Source organism: Pseudovibrio flavus (genome assembly GCF_009711345.1).
Classification (GTDB): Bacteria; Pseudomonadota; Alphaproteobacteria; order Rhizobiales; family Stappiaceae; genus Pseudovibrio; species Pseudovibrio flavus.
In genome coordinates this window covers 30,844-56,398 of sequence record NZ_SMMA01000045.1, presented here as the reverse complement: position 1 = coordinate 56,398, position 25,555 = coordinate 30,844, and the positions used below count along the sequence as shown (strand labels likewise).

The 25,555-nt window shown below is 52.3% G+C and carries 19 protein-coding genes and 1 riboswitch; of the genes, 6 read left to right on the top strand and 13 right to left on the bottom strand.

Features of this window, described 5'->3' with window-relative positions; all coding sequences use genetic code 11:
* The 4 genes from E1162_RS01430 to E1162_RS01415 all read right to left on the bottom strand — a co-directional run.
* Positions 1-810, bottom strand: an 810-nt coding sequence (locus tag E1162_RS01430) for a DUF4434 domain-containing protein (protein ID WP_155125871.1), incomplete at its 3' end; no start/stop codon positions are given.
* Positions 761-3,631 (bottom strand): NfrA family protein, encoded by a 2,871-nt coding sequence (locus E1162_RS01425; protein ID WP_257098560.1) that lies wholly within the window; start codon positions 3,629-3,631, stop codon positions 761-763. The genes E1162_RS01430 and E1162_RS01425, both read right to left, overlap by 50 nt.
* A gap of 734 nt (positions 3,632-4,365) precedes the next feature.
* The gene (locus tag E1162_RS01420; RefSeq protein WP_155125867.1) at positions 4,366-5,799 is read right to left on the bottom strand and encodes a glycosyltransferase; all 1,434 of its coding nucleotides are present in this window, start codon (positions 5,797-5,799) and stop codon (positions 4,366-4,368) included.
* Positions 5,800-6,116: 317 nt separating this feature from the next.
* On the bottom strand, positions 6,117-8,627 hold the full coding sequence (locus E1162_RS01415; RefSeq protein WP_155125865.1) for a glycoside hydrolase family 31 protein: 2,511 nt from the start codon (positions 8,625-8,627) through the stop codon (positions 6,117-6,119).
* 375 nt (positions 8,628-9,002) lie between these two features.
* Between E1162_RS01415 and E1162_RS01410 the strand changes: the two genes are divergently transcribed.
* A complete protein-coding gene (locus E1162_RS01410; RefSeq protein WP_371311757.1) occupies positions 9,003-10,025 on the top strand; it encodes a LacI family DNA-binding transcriptional regulator in 1,023 nt (340 codons plus the stop codon).
* Positions 10,026-10,072: 47 nt separating this feature from the next.
* Here E1162_RS01410 and E1162_RS01405 read toward each other — a convergent pair whose 3' ends face one another.
* From E1162_RS01405 to E1162_RS01385, 5 genes are read right to left on the bottom strand one after another with little or no spacing between them, the layout of a single operon-like run.
* A complete protein-coding gene (locus E1162_RS01405) occupies positions 10,073-10,756 on the bottom strand; it encodes a MotA/TolQ/ExbB proton channel family protein (protein ID WP_155125863.1) in 684 nt (227 codons plus the stop codon).
* A complete protein-coding gene (locus tag E1162_RS01400; protein WP_257098559.1) occupies positions 10,749-11,570 on the bottom strand; it encodes an ABC transporter ATP-binding protein in 822 nt (273 codons plus the stop codon). Before E1162_RS01400 ends, E1162_RS01405 begins: the two co-directional genes overlap by 8 nt.
* The gene (locus E1162_RS01395) at positions 11,567-12,580 is read right to left on the bottom strand and encodes a FecCD family ABC transporter permease (protein WP_371311758.1); all 1,014 of its coding nucleotides are present in this window, start codon (positions 12,578-12,580) and stop codon (positions 11,567-11,569) included. Before E1162_RS01395 ends, E1162_RS01400 begins: the two co-directional genes overlap by 4 nt.
* 2 nt (positions 12,581-12,582) lie before the next feature.
* The gene (locus E1162_RS01390) at positions 12,583-13,461 is read right to left on the bottom strand and encodes an ABC transporter substrate-binding protein (protein ID WP_155125859.1); all 879 of its coding nucleotides are present in this window, start codon (positions 13,459-13,461) and stop codon (positions 12,583-12,585) included.
* A 53-nt stretch (positions 13,462-13,514) separates the two neighbouring features.
* Positions 13,515-15,365 (bottom strand): TonB-dependent receptor plug domain-containing protein, encoded by a 1,851-nt coding sequence (locus E1162_RS01385; protein WP_155125857.1) that lies wholly within the window; start codon positions 15,363-15,365, stop codon positions 13,515-13,517.
* A gap of 148 nt (positions 15,366-15,513) precedes the next feature.
* Positions 15,514-15,729, bottom strand: a riboswitch (cobalamin riboswitch).
* A 228-nt stretch (positions 15,730-15,957) separates the two neighbouring features.
* Here E1162_RS01385 and E1162_RS01380 point away from each other — a divergent pair.
* The 4 genes from E1162_RS01380 to E1162_RS01365 all read left to right on the top strand — a co-directional run bounded on the left by E1162_RS01380 (position 15,958) and on the right by E1162_RS01365 (position 19,913).
* Positions 15,958-16,899, top strand: a complete 942-nt coding sequence (locus E1162_RS01380) for a LysR family transcriptional regulator (RefSeq protein WP_155125855.1) — start codon at positions 15,958-15,960, stop codon at positions 16,897-16,899.
* A gap of 198 nt (positions 16,900-17,097) precedes the next feature.
* A complete protein-coding gene (locus E1162_RS01375; RefSeq protein ID WP_155125853.1) occupies positions 17,098-17,949 on the top strand; it encodes a bifunctional allantoicase/(S)-ureidoglycine aminohydrolase in 852 nt (283 codons plus the stop codon).
* Complete coding sequence (locus E1162_RS01370) at positions 17,949-18,452, top strand: ureidoglycolate lyase (RefSeq protein ID WP_155125851.1); 504 nt, start codon at positions 17,949-17,951, stop codon at positions 18,450-18,452. The genes E1162_RS01375 and E1162_RS01370 overlap by 1 nt, the downstream gene beginning before the upstream one ends.
* Before the next feature lie 54 nt (positions 18,453-18,506).
* A complete protein-coding gene (locus E1162_RS01365) occupies positions 18,507-19,913 on the top strand; it encodes a uracil-xanthine permease family protein (protein WP_155125849.1) in 1,407 nt (468 codons plus the stop codon).
* Positions 19,914-19,990: 77 nt separating this feature from the next.
* Here E1162_RS01365 and E1162_RS01360 read toward each other — a convergent pair whose 3' ends face one another.
* The 4 genes from E1162_RS01360 to E1162_RS01345 form a co-directional block, all read right to left on the bottom strand.
* Positions 19,991-21,298 (bottom strand): TRAP transporter large permease, encoded by a 1,308-nt coding sequence (locus E1162_RS01360; RefSeq protein WP_155125847.1) that lies wholly within the window; start codon positions 21,296-21,298, stop codon positions 19,991-19,993.
* Between the two features lie 4 nt (positions 21,299-21,302).
* Entirely contained in the window at positions 21,303-21,836 is a 534-nt protein-coding gene (locus tag E1162_RS01355) for a TRAP transporter small permease (RefSeq protein ID WP_155125845.1), read from the bottom strand.
* 242 nt (positions 21,837-22,078) lie between these two features.
* Positions 22,079-23,053: a TRAP transporter substrate-binding protein gene (locus E1162_RS01350; protein WP_155125843.1), complete on the bottom strand. Its 975-nt coding sequence runs from the start codon at positions 23,051-23,053 to the stop codon at positions 22,079-22,081.
* Between the two features lie 50 nt (positions 23,054-23,103).
* The gene (locus E1162_RS01345) at positions 23,104-24,399 is read right to left on the bottom strand and encodes an NAD(P)/FAD-dependent oxidoreductase (protein ID WP_155125841.1); all 1,296 of its coding nucleotides are present in this window, start codon (positions 24,397-24,399) and stop codon (positions 23,104-23,106) included.
* A gap of 142 nt (positions 24,400-24,541) precedes the next feature.
* Between E1162_RS01345 and E1162_RS01340 the strand changes: the two genes are divergently transcribed.
* A complete protein-coding gene (locus tag E1162_RS01340) occupies positions 24,542-25,231 on the top strand; it encodes an aspartate/glutamate racemase family protein (RefSeq protein ID WP_155125840.1) in 690 nt (229 codons plus the stop codon).
* The last annotated feature ends 324 nt before the right edge of the window (positions 25,232-25,555 follow it).

Genomic DNA, 25,555 nt, shown 5'->3' with positions numbered 1-25,555 from the left:
TCCTAACAACTCATTCCACTTCTTAGCGCTATTATGGGTTTGAAGCTCTGCCCCGATGCCATCTTGGCTGTAAAGTGTCTGAACTGCCGTATTGTTTAAAAAGGCTGCCCAACGCTCGGCGAGCTTTGGCGAAACAACGGCGGCCTGCGTATATCCCGTCATGCTAACAGGTGCGCTAATGTTCCTTTTCAGGCCAGTGCTCATATCCTGAAAGTATGCCGTTAAGAGCCGCTTTTTTGAGAGATTGAGAAGCCAACTGCTATCAACCTCGTCAGAAATGTACCAGCCGGAAAACGCAGGTATCAGTTCAGGATGCAGTTTTAGAAAACCCGCAAGATTGGAGGCAAAGGCCAAGTTCCAATCATGGTGCTTTTTTAGATACCAAATTGGCTTTTCGCCGTTCAGGCCCCTGTCAAACCCTGGGTCATATAGTGTTCCGATCTTTAGAGACACTTTGGTATTGCGGCCAGCAACAAGCGCAGACTTTAGCCAATCAGGAACGACAGGCTCCCCATAAGGGCGCTTACCCCAATGCGACCATTGAAGAATTACTGTTTGAAACCCCAACTCTTTGTGGCGTTTAAAAACGCCTTCCCACTCCTCTACATCGGCGGAATAATGGTCTCCCCACGGTTGAAGAAAGCTGGACAGCTGGATGTGACAGGCTGGAACGATAGGCTCTGACTGAGGACGTGCGGCAGCAAATGTATACCCTGACAGGAAAAGGCAAAAACATGGCACAGTTAGCAGCAGCAATTTCTTAGAAACTTGCTTGAAGCCCCAAGAGAATGCGATCAGTGAGGTCCGCATTGTTGTTGTAGATTTCGTGTCCAAGACGCCCGATTAGTTCAATATTTACAAGGGGGCCATAAAACTGGTTCTCAAAACCACGGTATTTTATGATTGCCCCAATCCCCGCTTCCGCGGCAAAGGCATCTATATTGTCGTTCCAATTACCGCTGCCGATACTATAAATAAATGGCAAAACAATAGTATTACCGGAAACATTAAAACTGTAACCAATTCTTGCGTCTCCATAGAAAAGCGCCGTAGCTTCTTTTTCTAGGAATTTTCCGCCCTCAAGGTAGAGATTGTAATAAAGACCACCTGTTTTCGGCTGTCCGGTCTCGGGATCAATGAGCGGCAGAAAGTCACCACCATAGGTGACGGACCACAAAGCGCGAATTAACCAATTATCCTGCGTAAGGTCCCCAATTTTAAGAAACTTTTCGATCCCAAGTTTCAGGTTTTGAGTTTCAAATGGTTTGAACCGCGCGCCGATCACCCCTTGCCAAGTATCGGGATCCGGCCTGAATCCGCCTCGCTTATTGGCCCATTGGGTTCGACCAACAAACTCGAAGACGCGGCCATTCATAAAGCCGATGTATGGCGGCCTGTAGGTTACCTCAACCGAACCGAAGGGACTGCTGCTGGGCACACCCAGCACCCCACCGGCCAGCGGTATATTCTGTCTCGAAGGGCTCATTCCGTTAAAAGCAAGAAATGAAAACGGGATCTCTAGTATCCTCAGCTGGCGCTGGAACTGCTGCCGTTTCTGCTCTTCTTCAAGGTCTGGCGACGGTGCCTGCATCATTCCCAGACGAAGCCGGAACATATCTGCCGCGCCTTGATTGTTGTAATCTCGCAGGTATGTGAATGCGAGGTTCTCTACAATGAGCGGCTGATCAATATCCTGTGCTAAAGAACGCTCAAAGCGACTTGCTGCAAGAGAATACTCCCCCAAAGTATCTGCAATAAAACCGCCGGTATTCAGCGCTATCACCGTTTCTTGTTCCGCTTTGGGCAGTGCTTGGTATTCGCGCTCCGCTTCCTCTACCTCTCCCAGTTCAAAGGTAAACGCTACGATGGAATAACGATTTTGAGTGGTCGGCTTTAGGGAGCGGGCCTTTTTCATATCCGCAAGCGCTGCCACCACGGCTTCCCGCCGCTCTTCGTCGCTTGGACCTGCCTGTTCCAATGTCAATCTGGCGCGTGCTTCATAAACCTCTCCTTGTTGCTTGCGAGAGAGTTTGGAAAGCTGCAGCCGAGGCAGAACCCTTGCTACGGCATTCCAATCCCCCCGTTTCAGCGCGCCGTAAAGAAGCGTCATGCCAGCCTGCTGATCTCCATAGCGTTCAAAGGCAATGGAGAACCATTTTATAGCTTTTGAAGGCTCTGTTTTTTCATAGAGAAACGCCAGTTGCTTTGCAGTCTCCAAGGTGGGCTCAACTTGGTAGAGACGCTCTAAAAAACGGGCTGCAGTGCCAACGTTGCCAGTAAGATTTGCATAGTAAGCGACGTTTTTCAGCGCCTGCGCGTCAGTTGGATTACCCGCCGCCTCATTTAGAGCACAGGATAGAGCCTCGCCCGTTCGCCCCTGCTGGCGAAAGGCTTCACAGCGAATTCTGCCCGCCGCCTCTTGAGTTTCCCCTACCTGATCCTCCTTCACCAAGTCTATGGCTTTACTGCTCTTTTGAAGATCAAGCGCAAGGTAACCCGCCTCAAGTCGCGCTTCTGCTTGCGGATGAAGCGTGTTGCTGAGCTCATAAACGTGAAGGGCCAATTCTAATTCCCCATCACTTTTCAATTCGCGTGCGACCTGCAAGAGTGCAGCTGCCCTCTCAACGCTATTATCACCTGGCTGGGAAGTCAGATTAAGCCAGTCTGTTAGTATCGCTTGATAGGGTTCGGCGCCTTTGATGAGCGCAACACCTCTAAGGATTGTTTGCGGAATTGGCTCGCGTTCATAAGCATCTACGAGCGCTTGATAACCCTCTTGAGGTTTACTAAGCGAGAAATACGCCTCTGCTTTATCGAGCATCATTTCACTGTAGAGCAGGTTGTCCAGCGCGCTAATCGTAGGCTGCTTGTCAGCAACGGTTTTGGCGAGCGTCAGGACTTTTAGTGCGACTTCCGGCTTTCCCAGTTTCAGCTGCGACTGGCCGAGTTCTGATAGTTTCTGCCAGTTTTTGACGTCGCCTTCCAGCTCGTCAATGACTTTTAGGGAAAGGGACAGATCACCTGCTTCTTCAGCAAGAACAAGAGCTGCTTCAATCAGCTTCTCCCTGCTGTCTGCGGGAGCATTTGCGACAAGGCCTTTATTTTTATCGAGATAAGTCTCAATGAGTGTAAGGGCTTGCCTTCTCCAATCGCTTCCCTTTGCCAATTCTGCTAGTTGGACGATACCTTCGAAACTGCTTGGCAGAGCAATCAGAGCGTTCCCCGCTGAAGAAGCTAGTACCAGGTTCTTTTGCTTTAGAGATATCTCCAATATTACAATGAGATAACGCTCAGCAACGTTCTTTGTCATTGCTTCTGTTTTGAGAAGAGCGCCTTTGTTCGTTACCGCGGTGAGCGCCTTTGAGTAGTCCAGCTTGCCATAGTAATACTCGGCTAGGCTTAATCGATCCGCGACACCAAGCTCGCTCGCCCGACCTAGAAGATATGCCCCCTGCTCTGGTGACAGTTTCCAAGCGCGCAAAGCAGCAGTTGCAAGCAACCGCTCATAGTCTTGTAGCTGTTTAACACTATGAGTTCCTTGAGCAATTGCTGCCTTACTCTCGTTGGCTGTGAGAAGAGTATAGGCGGCTTGCGCATCTCCGCCATTAAGGAGGTTATCCGCTGCTTCCAATAGGTCTGCAAGGGACTTCTGATCCGGCTTTTCTTTGAGTTCGGAAAGGAGTTTATCCTCCGACTTTAGCGTGCTTTGAGCAAGTTTACGTTCAAGCTCATCAAACTTATCCCTCTGCGACGCACTAAGAGAAGTCTCCACATTCAAGGCTCGTAAGCGACCAATAACCGCCTGTGTTTGCGGGAGTTTTAGCGCGAGTAACAGCAGCTTGTCAGTTACGGCTCTTTGATCGTTCGGGGTGAGTTCTGCTCGGTTTTCATAGGCTTTCGCGTACCTGTCAAAGGCTACAGGTAACTCGTTCTCCTGCTCACTTATTATCGCACTAAAGAAAAGGGCTGGAGCAAAGTTGGGAGCCTTTTTGATAATACCTTCAAGGGCTTCACCTGCTGTCATCGCCCGCCCGGAACGATAGGCAGCATAGGCTTTCACCCAAAGTGCCGGTAGATATTCCGACTCCACGGCCAAAAGTGTCTCAACTTCTGCAAGCGCTTCTTCAAACCGGCTCTCTTTTAGCAAACGGTTTGCGCGATCCATCATTGGAAATGCCCTGAACTGCTGCCAAGCCCCTGAAAAACCGTCACTATCTTGAATGCTCTCCAGTAGCTTCAAGTAGGAACCATGCAATGGAATTTGTGGTGGGCCATCTGCGCGGGCCGGCGCGCTCCACAAGTGGGCCACTGTCAGCATAGCCACCACACACAGGCTCAGTGAGAAAGGCGATAGACGATGGACGATCATCTCGTTACCTCGCCATCGATATTCTCCTCATCCTCCAAAAACTCGTGCTGTGTCTTGTCCCAGCCAATCGGCTTTCGGTTCCACAGATAGACAAACCAGATTTTCGTCGCGCGGCACATGGCAAAGTAGTTGATGGTAATCGCAACGAAATAACGAGGCAGAGCCAAGATCGTCGCTCGCCCGCCGTAGTGGTAGTAAGTCCAGACATGACGCTGAATGATGCGATGGAAGAACAGGAACACATTAAACCATATGACCCACCACATAGGGTGATCCAGAGGAAGCAGCGGCGGGAAATTATAGCCGGAAGGATCGACCTGATGATAAGCCCAAAGGCCGGCGTATAGAGTGATCGCCACGTAGCCGAGAAAAATACCGTGGCTGAAGAAAATCATCTTCCGGTCCCGCCAGAAGTAGAACTTCTGCATGAATGTTCCACGCCAACCAATCAGTTGCCAGCCTTGAAAACAGATCCCGATAGTCCAGCGCGTCTTCTGCCTGACACTCTGCCAAAAGCCCGCGGGGAAGTATTCCTGAGTGATCGCATAGGGCGTCCTTACGCCTTCTACCTCCGACCGGATCCACAAGACAGCGTGGTCAATGCCATGACGGTGAAGACGCATGGCAAGGTCATAGTCCTCCGTCAGAGTGGATGTGTTGAACGGCTCGCCGTAGAGCGTTCTGGCAACTTCTATCGCTTTTCGTGAGTAGCAAGTGCCAACTCCGGCACCGGGAATTGAGCCTGAAAGATACTGGCGGACCAGCATATCCTTGGAGTGGGACTCCGCAAACTCGTCCATATAGTGGCCCGCCACCATTCTGCTGGGGCGGCGTATCAGCGAGAGCACCGGTATTTGAACAGCCGGATAGCGAGTAAGCCCCGCATTTAGAATTTTCAGAATTTCCGGATTGATGACATCCTCGGCATCCTGCATCAGGTAGCCTTCGATGCGTATTCCGGTTTGTTTCTCAAACTCCCCTATACCGCGGATGATCGCGTTCAGGCAGTCCGCTTTGCAGGTTGGGCCGGGTTCTGGCGTAACCACCACACGCACCCTGTCACTCTCGCTCTGTAGCTTCTGCGCTTCTTCTATGGAGCGCGGATCATTGGGGTAAACGCCAATGAATATAACGTAGTTAGGATAATCCAGATTTCGCAGCATTCGCCGAACAGCGGAATAAAGAATGTCTGCCTCATCCCAAGCGGGCAGCATAATCGCAAAATGCGCGGGCGGCGGATGCCCACATAGTTCCATATATTCTGCCTGAGTGCGGTTTGCTTGCGGGCCACGCTTGGATGGTGGGCCGAGGTAGAAAATGAGATCGAGGATCAGATCATCAATACCGGAGATCGCAAAGATATAGGCCGCCAGAAGGAACATCAGCTGGGCAAGCAGAAACAAAATTACAAAGTAGTCAGTTGCCAGCATGTAAGGCCATGATTCCGTTGCGGTTACACTGCCTTTAACCTAGCTGCTTCCGCCGAAAATCGTGCCCTTGGAATGATAGACGTTATTTATAACAGGTAGAGAAATATAGAGGCAGGAACAGCAACTTAACCGTGATAGAGGCGAGTTCTTGTGCCGTATCCCGCTGCACTTCTTAACACCCCTGTGAGATGGCCTAGCATAACAGCCATGGCGTTTTTGACAGATGGGAGCTGAAGCGTTTGGCCATCAGACAACAAAAAAGGGAGGCCAGAGGCCTCCCCAAGTGGCTGAGGGCGTTTCCCGAACCCTTCAGCGTTTTATTCTTCGCTATCGTCTTCGATAGTCATGCCGATGAGGTCGAAGTCCTCAAAGCTCACAACAACTTCGTAGTCGCCTTCAATGTTCGGGTATTTCACACGAACGGAAGATTTGCCGGCGTCGTAGATCCAGCCCATGTCGGCAGCATCCCACTTGTTGCGGTCGAGGAACTGAGGGATACGCTCACCTGCAACGGATACCCAGAACGCACCTTTCTTGTGGTTCAGCACGTCCAGAACAACGTTCTTGACGGTGGACTTGAACTCACCTTCCTTACGGAAGTTCAGGATAGTGCGTGCACCGCCCTGCATATCGATGGTGGTCTTGAGGAACTGACCGTTTTTGTAGTCGTTGGACTTGCCATCGTCTTCGTACATGGTGAAGGAGTTATCCTGCGCCGGAACGATGAGGATGTTCAGGTAGTCCATCTTGTCTTTTGCAAGAGAGAACAGACCTTCAGTGGTCGGAACAATCGCGTTGTCACGCAGGAATACCGGAATAGAGTCCAGATTTACGTCCAACTCAATGGTCTGACCGCCCTCGTAGAACTCATGGGTGTGCCAGTCGTACCAGTTGCTACCCTTCGGCAGGTAAACCTTACGCTTGGTCTGGCCCTTTTCAACGACGTTTGCTATGAGCAGAGACGAACCGAACATGAAGTCTACGCCTTCGTTGTCGAAGTTCGCTTCGTTCTGGAATTCGTAGACCATCGGACGCATGATCGGCGCGCCGGTGACGTTTGCCTCGTAACCCAAAGAGTAGATGTATGGCATCAGCTGATAGCGAAGCTTGATAGCATCGCGGATCTGGCCGGTGTGCTCTGCGTACATCCACGGTTCGGTTACGGTGTTGTTGTTGTTGCAAGAGTGGATGGAGAAGCGTGGCATAAAGATACCGTGCTGAACCCAGCGCACCAGCAGTTCTGCTTCAGGGTTAGGGCCTTGGAAGCCACCAACGTCAGCACCCTGGTTTGCAACACCGGACAAGCTCATACCGAGCATGGTGGAGATGTTCCACTTCAGGGTATCCCAAGAAGTCGCGTTGTCACCACACCATGTTTGAGCATAGCGCTGGATGCCAGGACCGCCGGAACGGCACACAACGTATGGACGCTCGTTCGGGCTGGTGTCAGCAATCGCCTCGTGAGACATGCGGCACATCAGGTTAGGAAGGATAGCCTTAACCTCACCAACCGGACTGGTTACGCCTTCACCATGGACCTGCGCCATATGATCGGAAAGGTCGTATTCGCAGTTATCGTTCCAGATGGAGGAGATGCCAAACTCAGTCAGGGAGCGTTTGACCATGACCTTCCAGATGTTACGGGCTTTCGGGTTGGTAAAGTCCATGAAGGAACCTGGGCCACCCCACCAACGGTCAACGTAGATACCTTCGCCGTCGCTGGTTTTAATGAAGGCGTCGTTTTCGACGAACTCATCATAATGCGGATGGGTTACAAGAATGCCCGGCTTGATGTTCGGGGTGTTCATTACACCCTTGTCGTTCATAGCCTTGAAGTAGCCTGCAGGATCCGGGAAGCGCGCTTTGTTCCAAGTGAAGAAGTAGCGCATGTTGTGCTCATCAGCACAGTAACCGGAAGACAGGTGGAAGTTATCGACCGGAATGCCTTCTTCGTGGTTCTTGTCGATGAAACCGAGGATTTCCGTGTCACAGTCTTTCGGCAGTTCCGGATAGTACATGGTGGAACCGATGTAGCCGTATGCATACAGCGGCAGCATGTAGCTCTTACCTGTGATGTCGGTGTAGCCTTCAACAACCTTTGCAAGGGTTGGACCATAGATGAAGAACAGGTCGATATCGCCGCCATCAGCTACGAAGTAGTTGTAATGGTGCCAGTAGTTGGAGTGCTCACCGCCCATGTCGAACTCGCTCTGCCACATGTTGTGGTAGAACAGGCCAACCGCGTTACGGCTCTCACCCAGCATTTTGATGTAGAACGGAATGTGCTTGTAAAGGCAGTTCTGCTTGATCGGATCGTAGCCGTAAGCATCCTTCGGGTTCATGCGCTGGCGTGTGCCATGCTTGTCCAAAGTGCCAGCGCTTTCACCAAAGCCGTAATAACGATCTTCGTTGTTGCGTTCAGCAAAGTGGTATACGCGGCCCAGATGGTCCTTAACGTATGCGCGCTCTTTCAGGTCTTTGTGCAGCAAAGTGCCTTCGCTGTCATAGATTTCCAGACCGAAAGGCTTCTTGGTGATGCTGATTTTCAGTTTTGAAGTCTGCAGAATGAGGCGCTTTGCGGTTTCGCGGAACTCAGGCTGAAGTGGTTCAACGCGGGTGCGCTCTTCTTTCATGAACTCGTCCATACGGTCTTCCCAAGCGGTCTTGGTCAGCACGTAGGAAGCTTCATCGAACTTTTTGTCGAAAGAAGCGCGAATACGAACAATGTCGTCGCTCAGAAAAATGATGCGAACGTCAGCATTGTTGGTGTGCAGAGTAATGAAGCCGTCTTCTTTTGTGTGGCCAAGAAGTTCGGTGGCGATGGTCATGAGAGCTTACCTCTTACTATCTCTCTGGTTGCCGTTGCCTGTTGCCTTTGGCCAAATGGCGAAAAGGAGCCTGCTTCATGAAAAAAGTTTTCAGCGCTATTTAGTTTTTTCTCTGCGCCTTCAGTTCTTTTTTCACTGCTTCCTATGAAGCAGGCCATTTCAGCGTCCAAGACGCTCAAATGCACAGAATCTTAGTCAAATGTGTTCCTGTTTCACAATTCCAACAAGGAGACTTGTCAAAACAGAAGCACGAAACTTTTGCGGTGGCCGTATTTTTTCTTTGTTCGGCCCTCTTGATAATGTTATGCATCAAGAAAATTAATTGCGCTACATGAAAGTTTTTTTCATGTGAACAGCCAACCGGAGATCCGTTTCGTGGCCAAGAAGTCCAACAAGAAAGTTCGCCTTTCTGATCTTGCAGCATATTGTGGCGTTTCCTTGAGCACAGCTTCGCGTGCGATTTCCGGAACACCGGGTGTACGCCCTGACCTGCGTGAAAAGGTATTGGCTGCGGCCAAAACCCTGAACTATTTCACGGTCAACTCTATTTCCGGCTCCACCATTATTGTCGCAACTGATAATTCCGCGATGGTGGATTCTCAGCGGAACCAGTTCACCACATTTGTCCTGCAAGGGATCATGGAGCGCGCTGCTGCAAATAACGTCAATGTCATCACGCGCTATATCTCTTCACCGAGTGAAGAGCGCGACATTGTGAAAATGGTAGAGCGGGAAGACAGCATTACCGGTCTTTTGCTGCTGAGTATGGACGATGAGGAAACACTCTCCCTCGCCCGCTCCTGTCACAAGCCTGTTGTTCTCGTAAACGGTGACGATCCGCGCATGGCGATTTCCAGTATCGGTTCATGCAATCGATCTTCTGCTGCCAACGCGACGTCCTATCTGTGTTCGCTTGGACATAAGGACATCCTTTTTATGGCCAAACGCGGCCGCCGGACCATCGAAGAACGCATTGATGGGTGGCGCACCCATGCTTTTACTGCTGAAAGCCCAAACTGGATGAACCGTTTCTTGAATGTTTCTGATTGGGGGCCGGAAGCTGCAGAGTCTGCCATGAAGGCGTACTTGGACAAGAACGGCCAGAACTTTACCGCAGTTCTATGTGCAGGTGACGGCCTTGCTTTCGGCGCTGTGCAGGCATTGAAGCGGGCAGGTTTGCAGGTACCTGGAGATGTTTCAGTCGTGGGAATGGATGGCCTGCCGCAAGGCGCATTCTTTGATCCTCCGCTAACCTCCAGCCAAATCCCGATGAAGGAGATTGGCATGTCTGCGGTTGATATGCTGCGCGACCAGCTCAGCGAGCTGGAGCGTGTGCCGCGGCGAGTTGAACTTGCCTGCCGGATTGTCAATCGCTCTTCAGCGAGTGAGCGCCGCTAGATAAAGACAAAGAAAAACCGCCGGAAGGAACTCTCGGCGGTTTTGTTTTATGCGGCGATTTTGGAAGTATCCGGCTTGAGACCGTTGGTGAACAGCAAGGTGGCTTGATCTTCCATTGCTGCCCGTTCCCTATCAACACGGCTTTCTAAAAACGCCAGTAACATGGACGTTGGAATTGCAACAGCAAGACCAACTGCCGTTGTAAGAAGCGCGACCCAGATGCCGTCAGCAAGGTCTGCTGGGTTCACTTGAGCACCTGCTGCGGACATTGCCTGAAACGCGCTGATCATGCCAAGCACCGTACCGAATAGACCGAGGAGCGGTGAAACTTGCGCAATAACTTCCAGTGCACGAAAGAAGCGGCGCAACTGAGTAAGCTGCCTGCCTGCAATGCGCTCTACGTCTTCTCTTACCAGTGCGCTGGGCACATCGTTGTGAAGCATTGCTGCCATGGCATGCTCCAACACACGGGCCACAGGAGAGCGCTCACCTCTCATAATTGCATATGCGGTTTGTCTATCACCTGCCTGCCACAGATCGGTCACCCGCTGAATACGAGCAGAGCGCCCAACTCCAAGCATCAAAAACTGGAAGAGCTTGGTGAATGCAATGGTTAAAGCCAAAACACTGAGAACCAGAAGACAAACAACGACGACACCGCCCTTTTCGACAAGCTCGGCCAGTTGTCCGCCAGCAAAGGCCATCTGGTAATTTGTTAGCGTCTCAAGCATTCTCTTGCGCCCTTATTGAATTTGCCGCGCTTGCACCGCCCTGTCCTTGATCTACGCGGGAGACAGGAAGGAACGCCCGCTGGCCTTCTACCTCTACAGCCACGCTGCGCACCTTGAACACATCCTCTACCAAGGCGCTATCCAGAACAACATCAGGATTTCCGTCAGCTCTCATTTTTCCAGATTCCAGCACCAGAAGACGCGAACACCAACGAGCAGCAAGGTTTAGATCATGCAAGGAAACCAGAACCGTCTTTCCCTGGTTTGCAATGCGCGACAGGATCGCCATCAGGTGAATTTGATGCTCTGGGTCCAGTCCGGCGGCGGGTTCATCTGCAATCAGGATCGGCGTATCCTGCGCCAAAGCCCTTGCCATCAGCACCCGCGCCCGCTCCCCGCCTGACACCTTTGTTATGCAGGCGTTCTTGAGGTGGCCAACTTCCATTTGATTGATGGCAGTTTCAACGATCTCCAGATCTTTTTGCGAGACCTGAGAAAATCCGGAGAGCGATGGAATACGGCCTAGCGCTACGAGTTTTTCTACCGTAAGGCCCCACGCCACCTCTCGTTCTTGAGGTAAATAGGCAACCAGCTTCGCGAGGTCTTTAGCCTTCATTGAGCCAGAGGCGTTGCCGGCAATCTCGATTGTTCCGGTTGAACGGACAAGTCCAATTACGGCCTGCATCAATGTGGATTTACCGGCGCCATTGGGGCCGATCACACCGATGAGCTCTCCGGCGCCCGCACTAAAACTGATAGCATCCAACACTTGGCGATTGCCACGGCGAACACCGAGATTTTCTAGTTTTATCATCTCCATTGCAGCTCCCTTCTGCCGGTTGAAAGAACCAGCCAAAGGAAGAACGGTGCACCAATCAGCGCAGTTACAACGCCGAGTTTCAAGTTGCTATCTGGCGTAATAACGCGCACGCCAACATCAGCAAGGCTTAGCAAAATACCGCCCGCAAGTGCACTCGGGAACAAAAGCTTGGAAGGCTGATTGCCGACAAGTGGCCGCATAACGTGCGGAACAAAAAGGCCAACAAAGCCAATAGCACCTGCAACAGCCGTTGCAGCGCCCACACTTGCAGCAACGCCGGTGATTACAGTGAAGCTTAGACGCTTCATATTCACGCCCATTGAGACGGCCGTATCTTCACCCAATGTGAGCAGATCTAGATCTTTGCCAACGCTTGCCAGCATCAACCAGCCAACCACCATGAAAGGAACTGCAAGTTTGATGTGTTCCATGGAGCGGTCTTCTAGCGAGCCCAGCATCCAGAAAACAATTTCCATTGCTGCAAACGGATTGGACGACATATTCAGCGCAAGAGACGTAAGCGCACTTGCAATGCTTGAGATTGCAACACCTGCAAGGATTAGTGTGAGAGCCTGTCCTTTACCGGAAAGCATTTGCACAAGCACGCCGGAGACTGCGGCACCAGCCAGCGCCAACAGCGGCAGAGCCATGGGAAACAAAGTGGCAAGGCCGGAATAAATCGCGATCACAGCGCCAAGGCTTGCAGAAGCGCTCACACCAACAAGGCCGGGTTCGGCCAGCGGGTTGCGCAGATATCCTTGCAAGACAGCACCGGAAAGACCGAGCGTCATACCAATGAGCACCCCTAGGATCGCGCGCGGCAGGCGAATTTCTTGCATAACGACGACAACAGGTTCTGGCCCCACACCAACTAGACCCATTAGCCCTTCACGCACATCTATTGAGGCTGGGCCTAGTACCACTGAGGTAAAGAAGGCAAGGATCAGCCCGAGGATAAGCGCGGTATAAAGCGCGGTATAAAGCGCGAATGTTCGCGCGGAAATTTTCACGAGTTGCCCTTTGCAGCGGTTGCGACTTTGTCTCCTGCTTTTTTAAGCATCTCGACAGCCGCAGAAATATAAGGAAGCCCGCAGATTGTATAGCGGTCTTTCATGATAACGAGACCGTCCTTTGCCGTGGTTCGATCAAAAGCCGGATGGCTGAGAACCTCAAAGGCCAACGCTTCGCCCTCAGAAACAGGTGCACCAACAACCAGCACCGGCGGCGCTTCCATTACCAGCATTTCCAAAGGCATGCTCTGAGTGCCTTTTAGACCAAGCTCAGCGGCAACGTTCTTAAGGCCGCTTTTTTCCATGGTGTCGTGAACCAGTGTTCCCGATCCAGCGGTATACCGGCGGGCATAAAAAGTAGCAGCCCTAACCTCGTCCCGTTGATCACCTTGCTGAGCCACTTTGAGCGCTTGTTCGAAGGCTGCATTAAGCTCTTTTGCTTTTTCAGTCTGCCCAACAAGCTCACCAACACGTTCAATCGCCTTTGGAATGTCGGCAAGGCTACCAAGCGGTGAGAACAGCTCTACCGTAATGCCGAGGTTTTGAAGCATGGAAACGCTTGCATGGGATGTGTAGCTGCCTGCCAAAACCAGATCAGGTTTATAAAGATAAACCTCTTCCGCCCTACCCTTGTTTGCAGGGAAATGACTGGATTCTCTATGCATCATGGAGAGGTATCGGTCTCTGGAAAGTTCAGAGACCGATAGGATTTGCTCCGGCTGAGCTACCAGCATTAACAGCTGGTCGGTGCAAAGGTTCATTGAAACGACGCGCGGTGGCTCGCTGGCGGCTGCATCGGGTGCCTGCCCAAAAAGCATTGCACCAAAAACAGCGAGAGCCGAGCCTTTGCTTAGTTTTTTTATTTTTGCCCGCACGCGGATGACCCTTTGCCCACTCCCGCTAATACGGGAGTGGTATTTTGATGGAATTAGAAGTTTGCGCGGATACCTGCATACAGGGAGAATCCGGCAGTACCATAGCCACGTGCGGTCTGATAATCCTGATCCAGAATATTTTCAGCCCGCAGATATAGGGTTGGTCCTTCTTCCAATTCGTAGCTTACCTGCCCGTTGAGCAGGAAGTAGTTGTCCAGTGCCTTTCCGTCGGTGTCGATTGTGTCATTAACAATGACACCGTTCAGAGCGAGGGTCCACTGATCGGTTGGCGTGTAAACAGAGCCAAGGCCGATCTGATGTTCAGGCTGGCGGGCCAGTTTTTTGCCATTAGGGTCTTCGGTGTGGGTATAGGTGTAAGAAGCCGAAAGAGCTAGATAGTCGTTCAACGTCCAAGCAGTGCTTACTTCCACGCCCTGATTAACACTATCACCTTCCAACTGTTTGTAGCGATAGGTGTCATAAGACCACTCGATAAGATCAGTCGTCTTAATGTGGAAGTAGGTCAGGCTCGTTGTCAGGCGATCATCAAACCATTTGCGATCGATTCCTGCATCAAAACTAATGCTCGTTTCTGGCTGCAGGTCGGCATTACCGCTATACGGGTCATAAAGTTCGTAGTTGGAAGGTGCGCGGAAGCCAGTACCGACACTGGTGCGAAGTGTTGTTGCCTCATCCAGATTGTACGCGCCGGTAAAACGCCAGGTATTATGACCTCCGAACTCAGAATGCTGATCATGACGACCGGACAGGTTGAATGTCAGAGCATCGGTGGCGCGCCATGCGACCTGACCAAAACCGCCCCAGATAGCGCTGTCTGTAACAAGGCCGTAGGAGTTGGATGCATCTTCGCGCTTCCAGTCACCACCGAAAATGAAGTCGATATTATCGTTTACAGCAAAGTTCCCGAGATATTCGATAGCGTGGCGCTTACCTTCGTATGTACTTGGGTTTGAGCCACGATACTCGCGATCAATCTTGGTTGTCTGGTAAGACAAGTCATTTTGCAACCGACCATCGAAAGCATCGAGCTTTACGCCGGCTCGGGCTGCGAACAGATCGTAGTCAACCTCATCGTCAGAATTGGCGTTTGGACCATAGCTATCATCAAACTCACCGGAACTCGTCGAGTAGCGGAAGGCACCGTAGACTGAAAGAGTGTCCGTCAGATCGTAACTGCCGCGACCGGAAAGTGTCGTGTTCTTGTAGCCATCATCGTCTGCGATCAAATGTTCGTCTTCATCGAGAGAGGAGAAGCCAGAGGTCTGGTAGTGCTGGGCGTTCAGGGCGATATCACCACGCTCAAAGCCCGCCTTGATGCCGTAGGAGACGTTTACAGTATCGTAGCTACCGCCCTCAACCTGTGCAGTCTGTTCGACTTCACCGGGAGCAGCGCGTTTGGTTTCAATATTGATCACACCAGCAATTGCCTGCCCGCCATAAAGTGCAGACTGGGAACCGCGAAGGATCTCGATGCGCTCAACATCATTGGTGAGCAAGTGCTGGAACGCGGTGGAGACCTGGGTGCCTGCAGTGTCGGACATATCAATGCCATCAACACGAACCTGAATGTAGTTCTGGTTCAAACCGCGCATGCGCAAAGTGGTATTCGCGCCCGGACCACCGGTCGCTGCCATTGAAATACCAGCTGCACGGGAAAGGAAATCTTGAATGAATAGAGAGCCTTCCTCAGCAAGTTCGTAACTATCGATGACAGTAACGGAGGAGCCCACTTTATCGCTGTCTGTTTCGGTACGGTTGGCCGAAACGACAATTGTATCTAGCTCGATTGTCTCCGTTGCGCTTACAGGAAGCGCTAGAACAGGAAGGGCGACGCCTGCCAACAATACTTTGGCAAAACTACTCTTTTTTTGAATTGACTGCATAGGTCCACAGCTCTCGCCAACGGTGCTGGCGAGCCATAAAAATATCAAGTTCAGCTGAAGGAAACGGGCATGGATTCCCCGATTCAAACTGCCGGCGGATAACAGCCACGTAAACGGAGAACCGCCTCACTACGCTCCCTGCGCAACGAGATCGTGACCACTACTGGCAGGTCTCCTGACTCGCGGGTCATCGCTTGAACTCTCACCTTCCCGAACCTTCTCAAAGGCCAGTGGCATTTATTAGAGCCAGCTCTCCGCTTACAGTTGCAGGGGCAGTCCCGGACTTCGGCTCGCGCCGTCACCGTGTTCCCTTTTAACCCAAGTGAATTTTGTTCAAATTGGGACCAGAAGCTGGCCTGAATAGACATTCTATAGGTAATTTTGTCAATTATGAAATTACTGGGATTTACTTCTGATTCACAGAACTGGTTGTGTTCTATCGGGCAGATTAGACCATTTTCCTACCAATGCTGGTATATCCCCCAAGGGAAGACAATTCAGGATTTGCCGATTCATCCCTTTATTGCATCAGGTGACACCTTCACCTTATGATTGGTGAAACTTCGTAGTGACCTCTTTTTCGGTAGTCTTGATGAGCTATTTCACCAACATCCAGATGTTCGTTCGTGTGTTCGAGCTTGGTAGCATGTCTGCTGCTGCACGCGATCTTGGTGTATCGGCTGCAGTTGCCTCTGCCCGCATTGGTGAGTTGGAAAAGCACCTTGGCACCCGCCTATTTAACCGGACAACTAGAACGCTGCTACCAACCGAACATGGAAGCACCTACTATAAAGGCGCGTTGAATATTCTGGAAAGCGTTGCACTGGCGGAAGCAGAGGTTGCTGAGCTATCAGGGTCACACAAGGGCACCATTTTTGCTGCTGCGCCGCTCGGTATTGGGCGTAGGTTTATTGCGCCAAGCGTTCCTATCTTCAAGCAAGCACATCCGGGTATTGATGTCCGCTTACGCCTCACGGACCATTCAATCGATATCGCGGGTGAAGGGGTTGATGTAGCTTTTGCGCTGGGCACCTTTGAGGACTCGACCGTTAAACGTCGCAAGATTGCCGAGTGCGAGCGGGTGCTCTGCGCTTCACCATCGTATGTAAGCACCAAAGGTCACCCTGAGAATGGCGAAGCACTTGCAGGTAAAGATCACGATTGCCTTCTAATGCGGTTCCCCGGATGCCCTGATCACCGTTGGAACCTAGTCGGCGCGGATGGGAAAGCTCGCCCCTACAACGTTAAAGGGCCGTTCGAATCTGACGATGGCGACGTGCTAACCGAATGGGCGCTTGCAGGGCATGGCATTATAAATAAGCCGCTTTTTGAGGTAGCCGAATACCTTGAGCGCAGCGACCTCGTCGTTGTATGTGAAAAGACACCGCCAGTGCCTGTCGAGCTGGTTTGCCTTTACCCACATAGGCGGTTTCTTGATCCGAAACTTCGGCTTTTCATCGACTTCATGTCCCAGCAATGCAGACAGGCGCTAAGCGAACGCACTGCACCGCAGCACATGCAGACAGCGCTTTAACAAATTATATCTGAAAGACCTTCGGGATTTTTTTGAAAAACGCGGAGGATTGCCTCTACTATAACTAGAGTCTTGCTGTGTAACCCCTCAAAAGATGCAGGCTGATACCGGCCAGATGTTGCATTGCAAACGCAAGTTTAGAAATAGCCGCAGACGTTTATGGGCTGCGGTGCAGATAAAATCTGCATTAGAGGCTTTATGAGTTCGAGTAGTTATTTTGCTCCCACCGGGGGGCATCCGCCACAAACGCAAATCATGACAGGCCGCGCCATCTTCAAAGATTGGTACGCCGTCATTCCGCATGGTGTCATGAAGGACATCGTGACCAGCGCCTTGCCGCACTGGGAGAAAACGCGGGCGTGGATTATCGCACGCCCCCTTTCTGGCTTTGCCGAGACGTTTTCCCATTACATCGTCGAGGTGCTAGAAGGCGGTGGCAGCGAAAAGCCGGACACTGACCCGAGTGCACAGGCTGTGATTTTCGTGGTGGAAGGCCAGATGAACCTCACCATCAACGGCGAAGTACATACACTGGAAGACGGCGGTTATGCCTACATTCCTGCGTCCGCCGACTGGTCGGTTAAAAATGCCGCGTCCGCGCCGCTGCGCTTCCACTGGGTTCGCAAATCCTACGAAGCTGTAGAGGGCATCGACGAGCCGACGGCTTTCGTCACCAACGAGAAGCAGATTGCGCCCACCCCTATGCCGGATACTCAAGGGCGTTGGGCAACCACCCGCTTTGTAGAACCATCCGACCTTCGCCACGACATGCACGTTAATATCGTCACATTCGAGCCGGGCGGGGTTATTCCGTTTGAAGAAACGCACGTAATGGAGCATGGCCTTTACGTGCTTGAGGGCAAGGCCGTCTACAAGCTCAATCAAGATTGGGTGGAAGTGGAAGCCGGTGACTTTATGTGGCTGCGCGCGTTCTGCCCGCAAGCTTGCTACGCTGGTGGTCCGGGTCGGTTCCGCTACCTGCTTTACAAAGACGTAAACCGTCACGCCAAGCTGGGCCGCGCAGGCTCACTGCCATCGGGAGCCTTTTGATGGCGCGTACCATTCACCCTCGCCCGCTGACACGTGAAGCCTTCGCCCCCTTTGGCGATGTGCTGGAGCTGGGCGAGGCTCCTGACATGATTATCAATCAAGGGCTATGTGGTCGCCATCACGATCTGGCAGCGATTGATATCGTGGGAGATGATGCACGAACAGGCATTAGCCTATTTAATTCGCAAAAGCGCACCCTACCCTACCTGCTTGATATGGTAGAGCGGCACCCGCTTGGATCGCAGGCTTTTATTCCAATGACGGGGGAACCTTTCCTCGTCATTGTTGCGCCAGACGAGGACGGCGTACCTGGCACACCGCTTGCTTTCATCACCCAAGCTGGTCAAGGGATCAACTTTCATCGGAATGTATGGCACGGGGTTTTGACACCGCTTTCGGAGCCGGGGCTGTTTGCCGTGGTTGACCGTATCGGACCTGGCAATAACCTTCAGGAACACTGGTTCGAAGCGCCATACACCATTGAAGAGGAACACCACAGCTAAACAAGAAAAAACAGTTAGATCACGTCGCAACTGCATTTCAAGGAGGGGAAAGAAATGTCAGTCGATTCATCCTTGGGCAACGCGCAACAAATGCGCGATCCCAACTACACACCGCCGCTTGTGAAAGCTATTCCTTTGGGGCTGCAACACATTCTGGCTATGTTCATTTCCAACGTGACACCAGCAATTATTGTTGCAGGTGCTGCGGGCTTCGGGTTCGGGTCCAACTCGCCTGACTTTCCGCAGATGATCTATATGATCCAGATGTCAATGTTCTTTGCGGGCATTGCAACGCTATTCCAAACCATCGGCTTTGGCCCTGTTGGCGCTCGTTTGCCAATCGTTCAGGGCACCAGCTTTGCGTTTATTCCAATCATGATCCCGCTGGTTGCAGGTAAAGGCGTTGAAGCGCTGCCTGCGCTGTTTGGCGGTGTTCTGGTTGGTGGTCTTTTCCACGCTGTACTTGGCCTTTTCATTGGCCGCATTCGCTTTGCGCTGCCGCCACTGGTAACCGGCCTTGTGGTGACCATGATCGGTATTTCGCTTGTAAAAGTCGGCATCCAGTATGCTGCTGGCGGCGTACCTGCAATGAACTCGCCTGAATACGGCAGCCTTCTCAATTGGTCCGTAGCGCTTGTGGTGATTGTGGTTACACTCGGCCTCAAGTTCTTTGCTCGCGGCATGCTGTCTGTTTCTGCTGTAATCCTTGGCCTTATGGCCGGCTATGCGGTCGCTTATGCTCTGGGCATGGTCAGCTTTGCAAACGTTGGCCGCGCTGCAAACTTTGCAATTCCATCTCCGTTCCACTTCGGTTTCGAATTCAGCCTTGCAGCTGTCATCGGCTTCTGCTTGATGTCATTCGTTTCCGCAGTTGAAACTGTTGGTGACGTTTCCGGCGTAACCAAGGGCGGTGCTGGCCGTGAAGCAACCGACAAAGAAATTGCAGGCGCTACATACGCTGATGGCTTCGGTACGGCTGTTGCCGGTATCTTTGGCGGTCTGCCAAACACCTCCTTCAGCCAGAACGTTGGCCTTATCGCCATGACCGGCCTTATGAGCCGTCATGTGGTGACCATTGGTGCTCTATTCCTTGTTATGGCTGGCCTTGTACCGAAAGTTGGCGCGATCATTTCCACCATTCCAATCGAAGTTCTTGGCGGCGGCGTGATCGTCATGTTCGGTATGGTGGTTGCGGCCGGTGTTTCCATGCTTTCAGACGTGAACTGGAACCGCCGCAACATGGTGATTTTCGCAACAGCGCTTTCCATCGGTCTTGGTTTGCAGCTTGAGCCAAAGGCACTTCAGTACCTGCCGGATACTCTTCGCATCCTTGCAACATCCGGTCTGCTTCCGGCTGCGCTGATCGCAATTGTGCTGAACCTTATTCTGCCTCAGGAACTCACTGAAGACCAAACGGAGGAAATCTCCGGCGGTCATGCAGGTCACACTGCAGCGGAATAATCGCTAGCGACATTGCTAAAAAACAAAGGGGAGCGATCATCTCGCTCCCCTTTTCTATTTGCTTTCACTTCAAGTGGCTAAGGCCGCGCACTCATGTTGTCCGGCAACCAAGTGGCAAGCTCGGGGAAGCCGATGAGAATGAACACCATGACCACCATAATGAGGAACATCGGTATCGCCGTTTTGGCGATGTAGTTCATTTGGTGCGGCGTCATTCCTTGCAGTACAAACAGGTTGAACCCGATTGGCGGCGTGATCTGCGCCATCTCAACGACAACCACCACGAAGATACCGAACCAGATCACATCAATGCCTGCCTGACGGATCATCGGCTCCACAATCGCCATTGTGAGCACCACAGAGGAGATGCCATCAAGGAAACAGCCAAGGATGATGTAGAACACCAGCAGCGCCATGATGAGCATGGTTGGTGTGAACTGCATATCTGCAATCCACTCAGCTAGCTGGCGCGGTAGACCCGTAAAGCCCATAGAGAGCGACAGGAAGGATGCACCAGCCAGAATGAGCGCCACCATGGCCGATGTTCTAACAGCGCCCATAAGTGCGTCAGTGAACGTCTTGAAGCTGAGAGACCCCTGCAATGCAGAAAGAACCAGCGCACCCAGCACACCGAAGGCTGCCGCCTCTGTAGCTGTTGCAAAGCCCAGATACATGGAGCCGATAACAAACAGCACTAGCGCGATTACAGGCATCAGGAAGCGGGCTTCCCATAGCTTTGCGCCAAGGCTCATAGCCGGTTCTCTTGGTGGCACCTGATCTTTTTTGAAGACAGACCACAGCGCGACGTATGCCATGAAAAGGCTAGCCAGAACGAGGCCCGGCACAATACCCGCCATGAACAGCTTGGAGATACTCTCGTTAATGGATACGCCATAAACGATGAGCGTAAGCGAAGGCGGGATCATGAGGCCAAGCGTTGCAGACCCTGCCAGCGTGCCGATGATCATGCCTTCTGGATATCCGCGCTTACGCAGCTCTGGAATGGACATCTTGCCAACCGTTGTCAGCGTTGCTGCGGAAGAGCCCGAGACAGCAGCAAAGATTGTACAGCCCACAACGTTGGTGTGCAGCAAGCCACCGGGAAGCCGTGACATGAACGGGGCAAGGCCGCGGAACATATCCTCCGACAAACGCGTGCGGTAGAGGATCTCCCCCATCCAGATAAATAGCGGCAGTGCGGTCAGCGTCCAAGAGGACGACGCACCCCAGATGGTTGTTACCATCGCCTCACCGGCCGGACGGGTGGTGAACAGTTCCATACCCACATAGGCAACGCCCATGAGCGCGAGGCCGACCCATACGCCAGTGCCAAGCAGGAAGAACAGTGTGAAGAGGAAGAGAACCGTCAGATAAAGGTGTTCCATGGCCTTACTCCTGCGGTACGTCTTCTAGGATTTCGGCTTCAATACCGTGGGTACCAACGGCAAGAAGACGAACAAAATGATCAACAAGGCAGATTGCAAACAAGGCACTGCCAATAAGCATCGCGCTTTGTGGAATCCAAAGCGGAGTTGCATCTCGGCCCTGCGAAATATCGTTGAACTTCCATGACCAGTAGACAGCATCCCACGCGTAGTAGGTGAAGTAGCAGGCAAGGCTTGCCCCGACGCCGAAGCACCAGATTTCAACCATGCGGCGGAAGCGTCCTAAATGGGAGAGCAGCAGGGAAACGCGGATGTGTGCGCCGTGGTTCAGCGCGTAGGCAAAGGCAAAGAAGGATGCGGAGGCCATAAGGTAGCCCGCATAGGCGGTAGAGCCTGGGAAATTGGTTCCGCTCCACCGCGCAACCATCTGTAAAACAATAGTAATCAGAATTCCAAGTAACGATAGCCCGGCAATTGCCCCTCCGAGCTTGTAAAGGAAATCCAACGTACGGCGCAGCGTATTAAGCAGCAGGGTCATTGGCTAAACTTCTTCGTTTCAGTGTGGTTGGCCCAAACTGGCTTTTGCAGAAGCGCACTCTCGAAATATTGCAGGACTTTCGAGTTTCAAAATTGGCGCGACAACAAAGTTCTAGAGTGAGTGCAATGATGCGTGCTCACGCAGGAACACTCTAAAAGCCGCAGGGTTTTATCTTTGAGCCTGCGGCGGAAGGGAGAACTGCCCCTCCCGCCTTGCCCGATCACGCAGGCTCAAACAAAGGCTTACTGGTTGGAATAGGCTTCCAGAATCGCTTCGCCCTTCTTACCAGCGACCTCTTTCCACTCGTCAGCCATGGTCTTGCCGATTTCAGCAAGATCAGCCTTGAGCTTGTCGCCAGGCGCTGCAACGCTCATGCCGTTTTCAGCAAGGCCTTTGAGGTAGAAGTCGGTCAGCTCAATGGCTTTTGCGGTGCCCTTCGCCTGAGCTTCAGCACCTGCTTCTTTCAAGCAGTTCTGCACCTTTTCAGAAGCGCCGTTGTAAACGTCTTTGTTCACGAACACGTAGTTACGTGGCAACCAAGCCTGCGCATCGTAAAAGTGGGTCAGCTGTTCCCAAACCTTACGGTCGTAACCGGTAGAGCCGGAGGAAACGAACGCTTCCGCAACGCCGGTTGCCAGCGCCTGTGTCAGCTCAGCTGCTTCGATTTGTACTGGGATCATCTTGGCAAGCTCTGCAAGACGGGCGGTTGCCGCATTGTATGCACGGAACTTCACGCCTTCCAGATCTTCAACGCCGTTGACTTCTTTCTTCGCGTAAAGGCCCTGTGGCGGCCATGGCACAGCATAGAGCAGCACGAGGTTGTTCTCGTCCATAGTCTCTTCCAGAGTAGGCTTTGCAGCGTTGTAGAGCTTGTCGCTTGCATCAAAAGAAGTTGCAAGGAACGGAACGCTATCGAAGCCGAATGCTGCATCTTCGTTTGCGTGTGCAGAGAGCAGACGCTCGCCGATCTGAACCGTACCACGCTGAACAGCGCGCTTGATTTCACCGCCCTTGAACAGGGAACCACCACCGTGAACGGTGATTTCCAGTTCACCATCGGTACAAGCCTTCACCGCATCAGCAAACATTTTGCCGTTCTGGGTGTGGTAGTTGCTGTCGGAGTAAGCCATTGGCATGTCCCACTTTTCAGCGGAAGCAGCAATGGAAGACACAGCAAGAACCGAAGCACTTGCAAGCAATGTTTTCATATAACCCATCGTTTTATGTCCCCTCGATAGTTAAAGGTTAAAGTCAACTTGCGCACGTTCTAGTGATGGTGGTGTTGCTCTTGGTTTTTTGAAAATCTGGCCGGATCAAAGGCTGTCAGGTCCACATCAGGCACTTCACCCGCAATGAGCTGCGCCATAAGGCGGCCTGATTTTGGACCGGCTGTCATGCCCACATGGTGATGACCGGTGGCAATAAAGGTGTTGCGCTTGCCGGGCACTCGGCCAAGAAGCGGCAAGGAATCTGTGGGTGCCGGACGGTGTCCCATCCACGGCACCTCACCGCGCCAGGTAAGGCCCGGGAGGATGGCCTTAACCTGTCGCTTTAGTAACTCGATTGGTTTGTCGGATGCTTCAGCTTCCAACCCTGCGAACTCAATGGTTCCAGCAAGGCGGATACGCCCTTCCATCGGCGTAATGACGAACTTTGCCCCTGCCACCATAACCGGAGCGTCCGGCATGAAACTTGGTTCATAGAGATCCAGATGATAGCCCCGCTCCGTTTCTACCGGTATTGAGCAGCCAAGCAGGTCTTGAAGCAGGCGCGATTGGGCACCGGTAGCAATGAGAACGCGGTCGAAGGTTTTGTTGCCTTCCCCTTCCAAAGCGAGGGTCACAGTGCCGTCTTCGTTCTCTCGCAGGTCTTGCAGCTTCGCCTTAACAAGCTTTTTGTTGCCAAGCGCGTGAGCCGCGAGCGTTTCCACATAGGCTTTGGGATCAGCAATCGAGCCGTGTCCATCCATCGCGATGGCGAAATCGCCTGCCCCGTTAAAATCAGGTAGGGCTGCTTTAACCGCTTCGCCCTGCAGAGATTTGGTCTTGATACCTGCGTCGGCTCGCAAGGACCATGCAAAGGCGTCTTTGCTGGCGGCCGCTTCATCGGCATAGAGGTAGTAATAGCTGGAAGGCTTGATGTAACGAGCAGCTGCCGTTCCTTCAGCGAGGCCCTGATGTTCTCTCAAGCTATCAGGAAGAAGCTGCGCCAGCCCCTTGGCAGTTCGTGCACAATCGCGCGCGTTCGCATGGCTCAGGTATTTCATAGCCCAGCCCGCCATCTTTGGCAGGTAGCCGTACTTCAGGAAAAGCGGACTATTGCGATCAAGCACCATGGAGGGAATGTTCTTGATCAGGCCGGGAGCAGTGACCGGTACAACAGCGCAAGCTGCCAACACGCCGCCATTGCCAGCAGAAGCGCCAGCGGCTGCGCCTTCACGGTCAATGAGCGTTACATCATGGCCTGCGCGCTGCAACCAGATGGCCGCGCTCACGCCCACTATGCCAGCGCCGACCACTGCAACACTCAGCGGCTTTTCCGGTTTTGATGCCTGCGCTTGCATTTTCTTAAAAGCTCTCCCGTGCCCTTGCTCTTATCCCTATAAATACCCCATACATGCTTTTGCGTATATTAGTAAGAAGTCAACGATAAAATGTCGATAAATTCTCATTTTGAATTTCTCAGCGTCCCAAAGGCCTCTTGAAATGACCCAGAAAATGCCGCTTGGAGTGCTCTCGCTAGAGACCCAGTTTCCCCGTCTTCTGGGCGACATCGGCAACCCAGATAGTTACGATTTTCCTGTTATTATAGAACGTGTTACGGGGGCTGGTCCTGCTCGCGTTGTAGAGCTGCAAGATGAAGCGCTGCTGGCACCTTTTATAGAGGCTGGACAACTACTCATTGATAGGGGCGCCTGTGCAATCACCACGACCTGTGGGTTCCTTGGGCTTTTCCAAAGGCAGATGAGCGAGGTGCTCTCGGTACCCGTTTGCTGCTCGTCTCTTGCACAAATTCCAGCGATTCAGTTTGCTTTGGCCCCAAGCAAGCAGCTTGCGGTGCTGACGATTAGCAGGGAGACGCTTACCCCTCGCCATTTTCCCGAACCGATTGACTGCAGCAAACTAAATATCCATGGCCTGCCAGAGAACTGCGAGTTTCGCCGTGTTTATCTTGGCAATGCAACGGACATAGACCGCGCCCTAGCCCGCGAAGAACTTATCGAGGCAGCGCGCTTGGCAACGAAAGCCGAGAATATAGGTGCGCTCTTATTGGAGTGCTCGAATATGGTGCCATTTGCCCACGACATTCAAAAAGCAGCAGGCGTACCAATTTATTCTTATGACACAATGGTGCGCTGGCTTTACGCGGCAGCGCAGCCCACGGAATTTTCTTAGGGTATCGTTGGAGCAATTCTGGACACGCTAATCAGAGGTGCATGGGCAGGCGTTTGGTTTGCCAAAAGTAGTCGCTCGCTAGTTAATTCCGATTTTAACTGGTGTTTGGAGTGACCTAATTTCGCAGTTATCCCGCCGCAGATTTAGGAGCAGCGTGCGAGAAGGAACGCGTGAACAAGGAGGCTAAACAGCCACAGAACACAGTAAAGCTACCAAGCAGATGGGTAAAAAACAAAACCCCGAGCAATGCCCGGGGTTCCATAACTGTGTAGCTGAAGCTTAGAACGGGATTTCGTCATCCATTCCGCCGCCACCGCCGAAGCC

Bases quoted from the DNA above. Each gene is read 5' to 3' on its own strand.
- E1162_RS01375 (WP_155125853.1), top strand. From the start codon at position 17,098: ATGAGTTCGAGTAGTTATTTTGCTCCCACCGGGGGGCATCCGCCACAA.
- E1162_RS01420 (WP_155125867.1), bottom strand. From the start codon at position 5,799: ATGCTGGCAACTGACTACTTTGTAATTTTGTTTCTGCTTGCCCAGCTG.
- E1162_RS01415 (WP_155125865.1), bottom strand. From the start codon at position 8,627: ATGACCATCGCCACCGAACTTCTTGGCCACACAAAAGAAGACGGCTTC.
- E1162_RS01360 (WP_155125847.1), bottom strand. From the start codon at position 21,298: ATGGAACACCTTTATCTGACGGTTCTCTTCCTCTTCACACTGTTCTTC.
- E1162_RS01345 (WP_155125841.1), bottom strand. From the start codon at position 24,399: ATGCAAGCGCAGGCATCAAAACCGGAAAAGCCGCTGAGTGTTGCAGTG.
- E1162_RS01365 (WP_155125849.1), top strand. From the start codon at position 18,507: ATGTCAGTCGATTCATCCTTGGGCAACGCGCAACAAATGCGCGATCCC.
- E1162_RS01355 (WP_155125845.1), bottom strand. From the start codon at position 21,836: ATGACCCTGCTGCTTAATACGCTGCGCCGTACGTTGGATTTCCTTTAC.
- E1162_RS01380 (WP_155125855.1), top strand. From the start codon at position 15,958: ATGAGCTATTTCACCAACATCCAGATGTTCGTTCGTGTGTTCGAGCTT.
- E1162_RS01340 (WP_155125840.1), top strand. From the start codon at position 24,542: ATGACCCAGAAAATGCCGCTTGGAGTGCTCTCGCTAGAGACCCAGTTT.
- E1162_RS01370 (WP_155125851.1), top strand. From the start codon at position 17,949: ATGGCGCGTACCATTCACCCTCGCCCGCTGACACGTGAAGCCTTCGCC.
- E1162_RS01385 (WP_155125857.1), bottom strand. From the start codon at position 15,365: ATGCAGTCAATTCAAAAAAAGAGTAGTTTTGCCAAAGTATTGTTGGCA.
- E1162_RS01350 (WP_155125843.1), bottom strand. From the start codon at position 23,053: ATGGGTTATATGAAAACATTGCTTGCAAGTGCTTCGGTTCTTGCTGTG.
- E1162_RS01400 (WP_257098559.1), bottom strand. From the start codon at position 11,570: ATGATAAAACTAGAAAATCTCGGTGTTCGCCGTGGCAATCGCCAAGTG.
- E1162_RS01405 (WP_155125863.1), bottom strand. From the start codon at position 10,756: ATGCTTGAGACGCTAACAAATTACCAGATGGCCTTTGCTGGCGGACAA.